Origin of the sequence: Bradyrhizobium sp. SZCCHNR1002, from assembly GCF_032381435.1 — a bacterium.
GTDB classification, from domain to species: domain Bacteria; phylum Pseudomonadota; class Alphaproteobacteria; order Rhizobiales; family Xanthobacteraceae; genus Bradyrhizobium; species Bradyrhizobium aeschynomenes.
On the sequence record NZ_JAUHIS010000003.1, the window covers coordinates 614,399 to 627,642 of the forward strand.

10 protein-coding genes are annotated in these 13,244 nt (G+C 66.2%); 7 read left to right on the forward strand and 3 right to left on the reverse strand.

The annotated features are described in order from the left end of the window. Position 1 precedes the first annotated feature (1 nt). The 6 genes from QX108_RS19110 (at position 2) to QX108_RS19135 (ending at position 7,640) form a co-directional block, all read left to right on the forward strand. The gene (locus QX108_RS19110; protein WP_315781283.1) at positions 2-2,959 is read left to right on the forward strand and encodes a 2-oxoglutarate dehydrogenase E1 component; all 2,958 of its coding nucleotides are present in this window, start codon (positions 2-4) and stop codon (positions 2,957-2,959) included. A 142-nt stretch (positions 2,960-3,101) separates the two neighbouring features. Continuing rightward, the gene (odhB, locus tag QX108_RS19115) at positions 3,102-4,340 is read left to right on the forward strand and encodes a 2-oxoglutarate dehydrogenase complex dihydrolipoyllysine-residue succinyltransferase (RefSeq protein ID WP_315781285.1); all 1,239 of its coding nucleotides are present in this window, start codon (positions 3,102-3,104) and stop codon (positions 4,338-4,340) included. Positions 4,341-4,353: 13 nt separating this feature from the next. Continuing rightward, entirely contained in the window at positions 4,354-4,737 is a 384-nt protein-coding gene (locus QX108_RS19120; protein WP_315781288.1) for a hypothetical protein, read from the forward strand. Positions 4,738-4,776: 39 nt separating this feature from the next. Further along, entirely contained in the window at positions 4,777-5,523 is a 747-nt protein-coding gene (locus QX108_RS19125; RefSeq protein WP_315781290.1) for an SDR family oxidoreductase, read from the forward strand. Positions 5,524-5,567: 44 nt separating this feature from the next. Beyond that, a complete protein-coding gene (gene lpdA / locus QX108_RS19130) occupies positions 5,568-6,971 on the forward strand; it encodes a dihydrolipoyl dehydrogenase (RefSeq protein WP_315781292.1) in 1,404 nt (467 codons plus the stop codon). A 129-nt stretch (positions 6,972-7,100) separates the two neighbouring features. Next, complete coding sequence (locus tag QX108_RS19135) at positions 7,101-7,640, forward strand: hypothetical protein (protein ID WP_315723613.1); 540 nt, start codon at positions 7,101-7,103, stop codon at positions 7,638-7,640. Between the two features lie 213 nt (positions 7,641-7,853). On the opposite strand, the gene QX108_RS19140 is transcribed toward QX108_RS19135, so the two are convergent. Both QX108_RS19140 and QX108_RS19145 read right to left on the reverse strand, forming a co-directional pair. Next, a complete protein-coding gene (locus tag QX108_RS19140; protein WP_172184327.1) occupies positions 7,854-8,444 on the reverse strand; it encodes a DUF4337 domain-containing protein in 591 nt (196 codons plus the stop codon). A gap of 81 nt (positions 8,445-8,525) precedes the next feature. Beyond that, positions 8,526-9,428, reverse strand: coding sequence for a tyrosine recombinase XerC (locus QX108_RS19145; RefSeq protein ID WP_409998531.1), 903 nt, complete (start codon positions 9,426-9,428; stop codon positions 8,526-8,528). 425 nt (positions 9,429-9,853) lie between these two features. On the opposite strand from QX108_RS19145, the gene QX108_RS19150 reads away from it, so the two are divergent. Further along, complete coding sequence (locus QX108_RS19150) at positions 9,854-12,064, forward strand: primosomal protein N' (RefSeq protein WP_315781298.1); 2,211 nt, start codon at positions 9,854-9,856, stop codon at positions 12,062-12,064. A gap of 122 nt (positions 12,065-12,186) precedes the next feature. Here the strand turns inward: QX108_RS19150 and QX108_RS19155 are convergent, their stop codons facing one another. Then, positions 12,187-12,732 (reverse strand): septal ring lytic transglycosylase RlpA family protein, encoded by a 546-nt coding sequence (locus tag QX108_RS19155; RefSeq protein WP_315781301.1) that lies wholly within the window; start codon positions 12,730-12,732, stop codon positions 12,187-12,189. Positions 12,733-13,244: the final 512 nt, after the last annotated feature.

Here is a 13,244-nt window from a genome sequence, read left to right on the forward strand (position 1 = left end):
CATGTCTCGCCAAGATGCGAACGCTGCCTTCGCCCTGTCGTCTTTTCTGCAGGGCACCAATGCCACCTACATCGATGAGATCTACGCCCGCTACGAGAAGGACCCCGCTTCGGTCGATCCGGAGTGGCAGGAGTTCTTCAAGAGCCTGAAGGACGCGCCGGCCGACGTGCAGAAGAATGCGTCGGGCCCCTCCTGGGCGCGCAGCAACTGGCCGGTCTCCCCCCGCGACGAATTGACCTCCGCGCTCGACGGCAACTGGGCCGTGGTCGAGAAGAAGGTCGGCGAGAAGATCGCCGCCAAGGCCCAGACCAAGGGCGTCGAACTGTCGGTCGCCGACGTCAACCAGGCCACCCGTGACTCGGTCCGCGCGTTGATGCTGATCCGCGCCTACCGCATGCGCGGCCACTTCCACGCCAAGCTCGATCCCCTGGGCATCGAGGCGCCGAAGAACCGCGAGGAGCTCGACCCGCGCTCCTACGGCTTCACGGAAGCCGACTACGACCGCAAGATCTTCCTCGATCACGTCCTTGGCCTCGAATACGGCTCCCTGCGCGAGATCGTCGCGATTTGCGAGCGCACCTACTGCCAGACGCTCGGCGTCGAGTTCATGCACATCAGCAATGCGGCGCAGAAGGCCTGGATCCAGGAGCGAATCGAGGGTCCGGACAAGGAAATCTCGTTCACCCGCGAGGGACGCCGCGCCATCCTGCAGAAGCTCGTCGAGTCCGAGGGCTTCGAGAAGTTCTGCGACGTCAAGTTCACGGGCACCAAGCGCTTCGGCCTCGACGGCGGCGAGTCGCTGATCCCGGCGCTGGAGCAGATCATCAAGCGCGGCGGCAATCTCGGTGTGAAGGAGATCGTGCTGGGCATGCCGCATCGCGGCCGCCTGAACGTGCTGACCCAGGTGATGGGCAAGCCGCACCGGGCGCTGTTCCATGAGTTCAAGGGCGGCTCGGCCAACCCGGACGCGGTCGAAGGTTCGGGCGACGTCAAGTATCACCTCGGCGCCTCCTCGGACCGCGAGTTCGACGGCAACCGCATCCATCTGTCGCTGACCGCCAACCCCTCGCATCTCGAGATCGTCGACCCCGTGGTGCTCGGCAAGGTCCGCGCCAAGCAGGACCAGCACGGCGATCCGCCGGACATGCGCATCTCGGTGCTGCCGCTGCTGATGCATGGCGACGCGGCGTTTGCCGGCCAGGGCGTCGTCGCGGAATGCTTCGCGCTGTCGGACCTCAAGGGTTACCGCACTGGTGGCTCGATTCATTTCATCGTGAACAACCAGATCGGCTTCACGACCTATCCGCGCTATTCGCGCTCGTCGCCGTATCCGTCCGACGTCGCCAAGATGATCGATGCGCCGATCTTCCACGTGAACGGCGATGACCCGGAGGCCGTGGTGTTCGCGGCCAAGGTCGCAATCGAGTTCCGGCAGAAATTCCACAAGCCTGTCGTCATCGACATGTTCTGCTACCGCAGGCATGGCCACAACGAAGGTGACGAGCCCGCGTTCACCCAGCCGGTGATGTACAAGAAGATCGCCGGCCACCCGTCGACCCTGGAGATCTATTCCAAGCGTCTGGTCGCCGAGGGCGTGATGACCGAGGGCGAGCTCGACAAGGCCAAGGCCGATTGGCGCGCCCGTCTCGACGCCGAGTTCGAGGCCGGCACCTCCTATCGTCCGAACAAGGCCGACTGGCTCGACGGCAAGTGGGCGGGCCTGAAGTCCGCCGACCAGGAAGAGGAAGCGCGTCGCGGCGTCACCGGCGTCGAGATCGACCGCCTCAAGGAGATCGGCCGCAAGATCACCAAGGTGCCGGACGGCTTCCGCCTGCACCGCACGATCCAGCGCTTCCTGGAAAACCGTGCCAAGGCGATCGACAGCGGCATCGGGCTGGACTGGGCGACCGGCGAGGCGCTGGCGTTCTGCTCGCTGCTGCTCGAAGGCCACAAGGTGCGCCTGTCGGGTCAGGATTGCGAGCGCGGCACCTTCTCGCAGCGCCACTCGGTGCTGATCGACCAGGAGGACGAGAGCCGCTACACGCCGTTCAACCATCTGGCGGGCGAGCAGGGCCACTTCGAGGTCATCAACTCGCTGCTGTCGGAAGAGGCCGTGCTCGGCTTCGAATACGGCTACTCGCTGGCCGAGCCGAGCGCGCTGACCTTGTGGGAGGCGCAGTTCGGCGACTTCGCCAACGGTGCGCAGGTGCTGTTCGACCAGTTCATCTCCTCGGGCGAGCGCAAATGGCTGCGCATGTCCGGCCTGGTCTGCCTGCTGCCGCACGGCTATGAGGGACAGGGGCCGGAGCATTCGTCGGCCCGCCTCGAACGCTATCTGCAGATGTGCGCCGAGGACAACATGCAGGTGGTCTACCCGACCACCCCGGCGAACTACTTCCACGTCATGCGCCGCCAGCTGCATCGCGAGATCCGCAAGCCGCTGATCGTGATGACGCCGAAGTCGCTGCTGCGCCACAAGCGCGCGGTGTCGCGGCTGGAAGAGCTGGCCAAGGGCACGACCTTCCACCGCATCCTGTATGATGACGCCCAGATGCAGGCGGACGACAAGACCAAGCTGGTGCCGGACGATCAGATCCGCCGCATCGTGCTGTGCTCGGGCAAGGTCTATTACGACCTCTACGACGAGCGCGAGAAGCGCGGGCTGAACGACGTCTATCTGATGCGCATCGAGCAGCTCTATCCGGTGCCGCTCAAGGCGCTGGTCGCCGAGCTCGGCCGCTTCAAGAACGCCGAGGTGGTGTGGTGCCAGGAAGAGCCGCGCAACATGGGCGCCTGGCACTTCATCGAGCCGTATATCGAGTGGGTGCTGAACCAGACCGGGGCTAAGAGCAAGCGTCCGCGCTATGCCGGCCGCGCCGCGTCGGCGGCGACCGCCACGGGCCTGATGTCCAAGCATCTCGCCCAGCTCAAGGCGTTGCTCGACGAAGCCCTGAACTGAACCTGCCTTTGAAGGGCGCCCCGCGGTCTGCGGGGCGCAAGTACAAGTCCATCGCGTTGATTGTCCGTCCCGCATCGCTTGCTCGCCGCAAGGCGATGGCGGACGGACTTTATGACCGCACGGGTTATTGAGGATAAAGATCATGACTGAAATTCGCGTTCCGACGCTGGGTGAATCCGTCACCGAAGCCACCATCGGCCGCTGGTTCAAGAAGGCCGGCGACGCCGTTGCGGTCGACGAGCCGCTCGTCGAGCTCGAGACCGACAAGGTGACGATCGAGGTGCCCGCGCCGTCAGCCGGGACTCTGGGCGAGATCATCGCCAAGGATGGTGAGACCGTTGCCGTCGGTGCGCTGCTCGGCCAGATCACCGATGGCGCTGCCGCTGCAAAGCCGGCGGCTGCTGCATCCGCTGCGGCTCCGGCGAAGCCTGCTGCTGCTCCGTCTGCCGCTCCCGCCCCGGCCAAGGCGCTGCCGGCCGATACGCCGCAGGCCCCGTCCGTGCGGAAGCTGTCCGCCGAGAGCGGCGTCGATGCCACCACCGTTCCCGGCTCCGGCAAGGACGGCCGCGTCACCAAGGGCGACATGCTGGCCGCGATCGAGCGCGCCGCCTCGGCGCCGACCCCGGTCAATCAGCCCGCCGCCTCCGTGCAGGTCCGCGCGCCGTCGCCGGCCGACGATGCCGCCCGCGAGGAGCGCGTCAAGATGACCCGGCTGCGCCAGACCATCGCGCGCCGCCTGAAGGACGTGCAGAACACCGCGGCGATGCTGACGACCTTCAACGAGGTCGACATGACCAACGTCATGGCGCTGCGCAGCCAGTACAAGGACGTGTTCGAGAAGAAGCACGGCTCGAAGCTCGGCTTCATGGGCTTCTTCACCAAGGCCGTCGTGCAGGCGCTGAAGGACATCCCGGCCGTCAACGCCGAGATCGACGGCAGCGACCTGATCTACAAGAACTACTACCACATCGGCGTCGCCGTCGGCACCGACAAGGGCCTGGTCGTGCCGGTGGTGCGCGACTGCGACCACAAGTCGATCGCGGACATCGAGAAGGGCATCGCTGATTTCGGCCGCCGCGCCCGTGACGGCCAGCTCAAGATCGACGAGATGCAGGGCGGCACCTTCACGATCACCAATGGCGGCATCTACGGCTCGCTGATGTCGACCCCGATCCTGAACGCGCCGCAGTCCGGCATCCTCGGCATGCACAAGATCCAGGAGCGTCCGGTCGTGGTCGGCGGCAAGATCGAGGTCCGCCCGATGATGTATCTGGCGCTGTCCTACGACCACCGCGTCATCGACGGCAAGGAAGCCGTGACCTTCCTGGTGCGCGTCAAGGAAAGCCTGGAAGATCCGGCGCGGCTCGTGCTGGATCTCTGACGGACGGCGCGCTGTGTCAGACGATGCCACGGCGCGTCCCCCTTGGATGCCGTCGGATATTCCCGACGGCAGCCAGCCTCCACCCTGGGACCAGGACGAGGCAGATGGCCTTGTCGGACTGCTGGTGCTGGCAGGCATCACGTATCTTGCTGCCGACGGAGAGACCGTGACGTCACAGGTTCAATGTTGGGGACGGATCACTGGCGCGACGCCGGCAGGCATCGAGATCGTCTGCGAAGGCAAGCGATGGACAGGTCAGACCATGACGCTGCCACCGCATCTGCCGGCATTTCGCGTCGCCAGCCGCGGACGCTACACACTGCGTTCGACTGGCGAGACGATCGAGGACCCCGATCTGACCACCAACTGGACGTTCATCGATCGCGCGAGTTCTTGAGGTCAAAGCGGACTGGGACGTTGAGGAGCGAGGACTGATATGACCGACAAGGTAGCAGTCATCACCGGCGGAAGCCGTGGCATCGGGCGCGCCACCGCCATTGCGGCCGCGTCGCGCGGCTTCAAGATCGTGGTCGGCTATGCGTCAAACGAAGCCGCGGCGCAGAGCACGGTGGCCGCGATCGAGGCCAAGAACGGCAAGGCGATCGCGGTGAAATGCGACGTCGGCCGCGAGCACGACATCCTCGCTCTGTTCAAGGCGGCGGATAAATTCGGGACGCTCGGCGCCCTCATCAACAATGCCGGCATCGTCGGCCCCACGACGCGCGTCGACGAGATGAGCGCCGAGCGCATCGAGCGCTTGATGGCGGTCAATGTCACCGGCAGCATCCTGTGCGCACGTGAAGCCGTGAAGCGGATGTCGACGCGGCATGGCGGGCAGGGCGGGGTGATCATCAACCTGTCGTCGGTCGCCGCCAAGCTCGGCTCGCCGAATACCTATGTCGACTACGCGGCGTCGAAGGGCGCGATCGACTCCTTCACCGTCGGCCTCGGCCACGAGGTCGCCAATGAAGGCATCCGCGTCGCCGCCATTCGTCCCGGCCTGATCGACACTGAGATTCACGCCTCCGGCGGTGAGCCCGATCGCGCCCATCGCCTCGCCCCGCTGGTGCCGATGAAGCGCGTCGGCACCTCCGAGGAAATCGCCAATGCCATCGTCTGGCTGTTGTCGGACGAAGCTTCTTACGTCACTTCGGCCATTCTCGACGTGTCGGGCGGACGCTGACGACCGTCATCATCTCTGACTACAAGCTTACGGAACATTCGATCATGGCTAACTACGATCTCGTCGTCATCGGCACCGGCCCCGGTGGTTATGTCTGCGCCATCCGCGCGGCGCAGCTCGGCATGAAGGTGGCGGTGGTCGAGAAGAACGCGACCCTCGGCGGCACCTGCCTCAACGTCGGCTGCATGCCCTCGAAGGCGCTGCTGCACGCCTCCGAGCTGTTCGAGGAGGCCGGGCACTCCTTCGCCAAGATGGGCATCAAGGTGTCGAAGCCCGAGGTCGATCTGCCTTCGATGATGAACTTCAAGCAGCAGGGCATCGACGGCAACACCAAGGGCGTCGAGTTCCTGATGAAGAAGAACAAGATCGACGTCCTCCAGGGCAAGGGCAAGATCCTCGGCACCGGCAAGGTTCAGGTCACCGCCAATGACGGCGCGGTGCAGACCGTCGAGACCAAGAACATCGTCATCGCGACCGGCTCGGACATCGCGCGGCTCAAGGGCATCGAGATCGACGAGAAGCGCATCGTGTCCTCGACCGGCGCGCTGGCGCTGGAGAAGGTGCCGTCGAGCCTGCTCGTGGTCGGCGCCGGCGTGATCGGCCTCGAGCTCGGCTCGGTGTGGCGCCGGCTCGGCGCCAAGGTCACGGTGGTCGAATTCCTCGACCGGATTCTTCCGGGCATGGACGGCGAGATCGCCAAGCAGTTCCAGCGCATCCTCGAGAAGCAGGGTTTTGCGTTCAAGCTCGGCGCCAAGGTCACCGGCGTCGACACCTCCGGCGCGACTCTCTCCGCGACAATCGAGCCGGCAGCCGGCGGCGCTGCCGAGAAGATCGAGGCCGATGTCGTGCTCGTCGCTATCGGCCGCGTGCCCTATACGGACGGCCTCGGCCTGCAAGAAGCCGGCGTCGTGCTCGACAATCGCGGCCGCGTCCAGATCGATCATCATTTCGCGACCAGCGTGCCCGGCGTCTATGCCATCGGCGACGTCGTCGCCGGCCCGATGCTCGCGCACAAGGCCGAGGATGAAGGCGTCGCGTGCGCCGAGATCCTCGCCGGCCAGGCCGGCCACGTGAACTACGACGTCATTCCGGGCGTGGTCTACACCACGCCGGAAGTCGCTTCCGTCGGCAAGACCGAGGACGAGCTGAAGCAGGCCGGAGTTGCTTATACCGTCGGCAAGTTTCCGTTTACCGCGAACGGCCGTTCCAAGGTCAACCAGACCACTGACGGCTTCGTAAAGATCCTCGCGGATGCGAAGACCGACCGCGTGCTCGGCGCTCACATCATCGGCCGCGAGGCCGGCGAGATGATCCACGAAGCCGCCGTATTGATGGAGTTCGGTGGCTCGGCCGAGGATCTGGCACGCACCTGCCACGCGCATCCGACCCGCTCGGAGGCCGTCAAGGAAGCCGCCCTTGCAGTGGGCAAGCGTGCCATCCACATGTGACCGGTGCCCGGCGGCGTGATCGGCAGGTGCGACAAAACGCCTGCCTGACACGTTGAACCAATTGGCAAGACGCGAGGTCGCAATGTCATGGCGGCCTCGATGCTGAGGCCGGGGCCGAGATGGAGTGCCATGCTGCGCCGCCTGCTTCAGCCGTTCTGGGTCCTGCTCGCGATCATCTTCCTGATCGAAGCGTGGCTGTGGGACCATCTCGAGCCGATCGTGGCGCGGATCGTCGCCGCCCTTCCGCTGCGCAGCCTCAAGCACTGGCTCGCCGCGCGCATCGAGACGCTGTCTCCGATGCTGACCCTGGTCGTCTTCCTCGTGCCGGTGGTGCTGCTGTTTCCGCTCAAGCTGCTCGGCATGTGGCTGTTGATGCACCACCAGTGGAAGCTGGCGCTGGTGACGATCGTGTTCGGCAAGATGGCCGGCGTCGGCATCACCGCGTTCATCTTTGATGTCACGCGAGCCAAGCTGCTGCAGATGGGCTGGTTCGCCTGGCTCTATGAATCCGTGCTGACGCTGCGCCGGAAGGCGGCCGAGCTGGTCGATCCGATCAAGCAGCGCATCCGGGGTGTCATCAGCGATCTGTTTCGCGGCAACACCAGCGGCTGGTCGTCCCGCGTCGTTCGCCAGATCCTCCGCTTCCGCCGCAGTGTGCAGGCGCGCTGAGGTCGGTCGCCGTCACGAGGTTCGACGGCCTTCACCACCTTGGTCATTCCGGGGCAATCGTCGGTGCGCGCAGCGCGCTGGCGGTTGAACCCGGAATCTCGATATTGTTGAAAAAGAAGGCCACGCCACATCGTCATTCCGGGTTCAAGGCCTTTCGGCCTTGCCCCGGAATGACGGTGCTAGCGGCTCTGGGAAAGCAACTGCCTGCCGACCTCAGTGCAGATGCAGCAGATGCGGCTGGAACAGCCCAAGCATCGTCATGGCGATGCCGACAAGCGCGAGCGCGCCCGAGGCCCAGGCAAGCACCAACATACCGGTGATGATCGTCGCCGACGCCAGCACGATGCCGATCTGGAAGGCCGCCGAGGCCAGCTCGTAGTGGTGATATTTCGCCGTGGCGAGGTCGCGCTCCTCCTCGGCATGCTTGGCGCGGGCGGCGAGCTGCTCGCTGCCTTCGCCGGTCTCCGGCTCCGAGCGATAGCGCGCCGCGTTCTTCTGCCAGTCGTCGATCTGCTTCTGCAAGCTGGCCTTCGTGGCCTCGTCGGGCAGAGCGGGCAGGTTGAGCTTGCCCTGCTCGGCCGCGGTCTGCACCACCGTGCGGCGCACCGTCTTGGCCTGGAAGAACGCCCAGAGATTGGACGCCTCGACGTTCTTGCTGATCGATTCGGTCTGCGCGCCCTTGCCGAGCGTCTCGGACAACGCCAGGAACAGCGCGATCACCGAGATCAGCAGCGCGATCTTCTTGTTCGAGCCCGACGCGTGCTCGGCATGCTCGGCATGCTCCATGCTCTCATGTGCGCCCATCTGTTCCCCTCCGGATCAAGCGACGGAACGATTGCCGGAACGGCGGAGGCGGCGCAAGGGAAACGATGTGACGAAACCGTGTCACCGCCGCGGATGCGCCGACGCGTAGACCTGAAGCAGCCGTTCAGAATCGATGCCGGTATAGACCTGCGTCGTCGACAACGAGGCGTGGCCGAGCAGCTCCTGGATCGCCCGCAGGTCGCCGCCGCGCGACAACAGATGCGTCGCGAACGAATGGCGCAGCGCGTGGGGCGTGGCGCTGTCGGGCAGGCCGAGCGCGCCGCGCAGCCGCTCCATCGCGAGCTGGATGATGCGCGGGCTTAAGGGGCCGCCCTTGGCGCCGAGGAACATCGGGCCTTCGGCGGGCAGCGGGTAGGGGCACAGCCGGGCGTAGTCGTCGATCAGCTGCAGCACGTTCTGCAGCACCGGCACCATGCGGGTCTTGTTGCCCTTGCCGGTCACGATCAGCACGTCGCCTTCGCCGGGGCGTGGCACCTCGCGCCGCTTGAGGCCGAGCGCCTCGGAGATGCGCAGGCCCGAGCCGTAGAGCAGGGCCATCACGGCGGCGTCGCGCGCCAGCACCCACGTCTCCCGCGTTTCGCCGGCGCGCTCGTCGGCGTCGGTGAGCCGCTTGGCGGAGTCCATCGGCAGCGGCTTCGGCAGGCTCTTGGCGATCTTCGGCGCGCGCACGCCGGAGAGGGCGCCGACCTTGCCCTGGCCCTCGCGCTCGAGGAAACGGCCGAACGAACGCAGGCCGGCCAAGGTCCGCATCAGCGAGCGCCCGGCGATGTCGTCGGCGCGGCGCATCGCCAGGAAGGCTCTGACGTCGGCGGCCTCCAGCGCGGCGAAGCGCGCCAGCGTGACCGGCTCGCCCCAATGGGTGCAGAGGAATTGCAGGCACTGCCGGAGGTCGCGGGCGTAAGCCTCGACCGTCTTCGGCGATAGCCGCCGCTCGCTCTTCAGATGCGCCAGCCACTGCATCATCGCGCGGACGACGCCGTCGTCGGCGCCGATGAGGTCGGGAAGTTCGGACGCGTTGTCAGTCGCTTTTGCCGTCTTTGCCATTGATCGCGCTCACCTGCCGACTCATCGTCCCTGATGATGTCGATCGAACGGGCGGCGGCATGCGCGGTGTACCCTCTCCCCTTGTGGGAGAGGGTGGCTTCGATGCGGAAGCATCGAAGCCGGGTGAGGGGTCTCTATCCGCGGAGACAGACCCCTCACCCGGCGCGAATTTCGCTCCGCTCATTCGCGCCACCCTCTCCCACAAGGGGAGAGGGTGCACCGCCGGCGCCGAAAGTGCTCGACCTCATCTGGTGACCATCCCATATATCCCACCCTCGCCTTTACCGTTCGCTAACTTTGCCGGGCGGCTTTCGCTTCAGCCCGAGCAAGGCTATCTCCGCCGCATGGACCGCCCGACCGATCTCTTCCCAGGTGCAGCCAGCGCGGCCGGCGTGGTCGACGTGCTGGTTCCGGTCGCGCTCGATCACACTTATTCCTATCGCGTGCCGCGCGGCATGGCGCTGAAGCCGGGCGACGTCGTCGGCGTGCCGCTGGGCCCGCGCGAGGTGCTGGCGGTGGTGTGGGCGGAGAACGCCAATCCGGATCCGCGGCTGCACAACCGGCTCAAGGACGTCAGCGAGAAGCTCGACGTGCCGCCGCTCAAGCCGGAGCTGCGGTCGCTGGTCGACTGGGTCGCCAATTACACGCTGTCGCCGCGCGGCATGGTGCTGCGGATGTGTCTGCGCATGGGCGAGCATCTTGGCCCGGAGCGGGTCCGTCTCGGCGTCCGCCTGGTCGGCGAGCCGCCGAAGCGGCTGACGCCGGCGCGGCGGCGGGTGATCGAGGCGGTGTCGGATGGGCTGCTGCACGGCAAGTCCGACCTCGTTCGAGAGATCGGCGTGTCCAGCAGCGTGATCGACGGCCTGGTCGACGAGGGCACCCTGACGGTCGAGGCGATGCCGCGCGCGCTGCCGCCGCCGGCGCCGGACCCGTTGTTCGCGCAGCCCGAGTTCTTCGACGCGCAGCTGGCCGGCGTGAAGGCGATGCGTGAGCTGGCCGCCGATGGCGGCTTCCAGGTCGCGTTGCTCGACGGCGTCACCGGCTCCGGCAAGACCGAGGTGTATTTCGAGGCGATTGCCGAGACGGTGCGCCGTGGCCGGCAGTCGCTGATCCTGATGCCTGAGATTTCGCTCACCGGCCAGTTTCTCGACCGCTTCTCGCGCCGCTTCGGCGTCCGTCCCCTGGAATGGCACTCGGAGCTGACGCCGCGCACGCGCCAGCGCAATTGGGCGGCGATCGCCGCCGGCGAGGCCCCGGTCGTGGTCGGCGCGCGCTCGGCGCTGTTTTTGCCCTATGCCGATCTCGGCCTCGTCGTGGTCGATGAGGAGCACGACCAGGCCTACAAGCAGGACGAGGGCGCGCACTATCACGCCCGCGACATGGCCGTGGTGCGCGGACACATCGCCAAGTTTCCCGTCGTGCTGGCGTCAGCGACCCCCTCGGTCGAGACCGAGGTCAATGCCCGCAAGGGCCGCTACCAGCGCGTGGCGCTGCCGTCGCGCTTCGGCGGCCAGCACATGCCGCATATCGAGGCGATCGACCTGCGCCGCGAGCCGCCGCCGCGCGGCCGCTACATCTCGCCGCGGCTGGCCGGCCATATCCGCACCGCGATCGAACGCGGCGAGCAGGCGCTGCTGTTCTTGAACCGCCGCGGCTATGCGCCGCTGACCCTGTGCCGCGCCTGCGGCCACCGCTTCGCCTGCACCATCTGCGACGCCTGGCTGGTCGACCACCGCTTCCGCCAGCGGCTGGTCTGTCATCACTGCGGGTTCTCGATGGCGAGGCCGCCGACTTGTCCGCATTGCGCAGCCGAGGAATCCCTGGTCGCCGTCGGGCCCGGCGTCGAGCGGCTGCAGGAGGAAGCGGCGGCGCTGTTTCCGGACGCCCGCAGCATGGTGCTGTCGAGCGACCTGATCACCTCGATCGAGACCATGCGCGCCGAGCTGACCGAGATTGCGGAAGGCAAGGTCGATCTGATCATCGGCACCCAGCTGGTCGCCAAGGGCCACAACTTTCCGCGGCTCAATCTGGTTGGCGTGGTTGATGCCGATCTCGGCCTCGGCAATGGCGATCCGCGCGCCGCCGAGCGCACCTGGCAGCTCCTCAACCAGGTGATCGGCCGCGCCGGCCGCGAGCAGGGCCGAGGTCGCGGCTATCTGCAGACCCACCAGCCCGAGCATCCCGTCATGAAGGCGCTGATCGCCTGCGACAGCGAGGCCTTCTACACCAGCGAGATCGAGGCCCGCGAACGCACCGGCTATCCGCCGTTCGGGAGGCTGGCGAGCCTGATCATTTCGGCGGGGGACAGGCCCACGGCGGAAGGCTTCGCCCGCCGGTTGGTGGCCTCGGCGCCGAAAGAGGAGGGCGTGCTGCTGCTCGGCCCGGCCGAGGCGCCGCTGGCCGTGATCAAGGGCCGCTACCGTTTCCGGCTGCTGCTCAAATCGGCGCGCAATTTCGATCTGTCGGATTATCTGCGCCACTGGCTGGCGCATGCCGAGAAGCCCAAGGGCAATCTCAAGCTCGAGGTCGACGTCGACCCGCAGAGCTTCTTGTAGCGGTCGGCACCGCTCTCTCCACCGTCATTGCGAGGAGCGCAGCGACGAAGCAATCCAGAGTCCCGACGAGGCTCCTGGATTGCTTCGCTGCGCTCGCAATGACGCGCGGATAGATGGGTGGCTTACGACACGACCTCGGCGGTCACGCGGCCGACGCCGGAGCGGGTCAGGCCGATGGCGCGGGCGGCGCCGGTCGAGAGGTCGAGCACGCGGCCGCGGATGAACGGGCCCCGATCATTGACCGTGACGATCACGCTGTTGCCGCCATGGGTCACGCGCAGCTTGGTGCCGAACGGCAGCGAGCGGTGGGCGCAGGTCATGGCGTTGGCGTTCATGCGCTGGCCGGAGGCGGTGCGGCTGCCGGACTCGTTGCCGTAATACGACGCGATGCCCGAGAAGGTACGGCCGGTGCCGGAGGTCGGCGCGACCGACGCGTTGGAATTCATCCAGGACGAGTTGTTGGACCAGCCGTTCGAAAAGGAGTCTGCCGCGGGCTGAGCAGCCTGACGCGCACTGTGGTGATGGTGGTGGCGCGCATGATGGTGGTGATGCCTGGACCGAGCCGAGGCTTCGGTGGCGGAGCCGCCGACGATCAGCGTGACGGCGACGGCGAGCGCGGTACGCGAGCCGGCGATCTTGCCAGCCGAGAGGTTCTTCAATTTCAGCATCTAGATCAGTCCCTCGAAACAGTATTGCTGCGTTCTGCAGCCAGTGGACCCCCGTCAGGTGTTGAGGCGGCCGCCGTTTGCTGGCGCAATGAGGCACGAATGGGGCAGTAGAAATTGTTCCGCTCGTCTCGCAATATCTTCGGGCTGGTGTCGTTCATCACGGAAAATTCCGTAATCCGACAGTTTAACATTCTATTAACTACTCAATACTTTCGATTACTGTTGAGTTAAGTCCTCATTGAGATTGATGCCCTCTTGACAAGTAATCCTGGCTGAAGCGGGCTGGTTGCGTTCAACCCTACTCCAGCACCAGGCAAGCCCAAACGAGCATAGCGGCCATGCAGCAACAGCTGGAACAAGATTGACGGGGAGCGGTATTTGGGGCGGGCGCAGCAGGCCGCGCGACGGCGGACTCGAATTGACTGCTGGCGCCATCGCATCGCGCCGCGGCAACAAGGTGCCGAATAGCGGGCCGCCGCTTGTTGCGGCTGCGCGTACGCTATGTTAGCAAA

Bases quoted from the DNA above. Each gene is read 5' to 3' on its own strand.
- QX108_RS19145 (WP_409998531.1), bottom strand. From the start codon at position 9,428: ATGATGCAGTGGCTGGCGCATCTGAAGAGCGAGCGGCGGCTATCGCCG.
- QX108_RS19135 (WP_315723613.1), top strand. From the start codon at position 7,101: ATGCTGCGCCGCCTGCTTCAGCCGTTCTGGGTCCTGCTCGCGATCATC.
- QX108_RS19110 (WP_315781283.1), top strand. From the start codon at position 2: ATGTCTCGCCAAGATGCGAACGCTGCCTTCGCCCTGTCGTCTTTTCTG.
- odhB (WP_315781285.1), top strand. From the start codon at position 3,102: ATGACTGAAATTCGCGTTCCGACGCTGGGTGAATCCGTCACCGAAGCC.
- QX108_RS19140 (WP_172184327.1), bottom strand. From the start codon at position 8,444: ATGGGCGCACATGAGAGCATGGAGCATGCCGAGCATGCCGAGCACGCG.
- QX108_RS19150 (WP_315781298.1), top strand. From the start codon at position 9,854: ATGGACCGCCCGACCGATCTCTTCCCAGGTGCAGCCAGCGCGGCCGGC.
- QX108_RS19125 (WP_315781290.1), top strand. From the start codon at position 4,777: ATGACCGACAAGGTAGCAGTCATCACCGGCGGAAGCCGTGGCATCGGG.
- lpdA (WP_315781292.1), top strand. From the start codon at position 5,568: ATGGCTAACTACGATCTCGTCGTCATCGGCACCGGCCCCGGTGGTTAT.
- QX108_RS19155 (WP_315781301.1), bottom strand. From the start codon at position 12,732: ATGCTGAAATTGAAGAACCTCTCGGCTGGCAAGATCGCCGGCTCGCGT.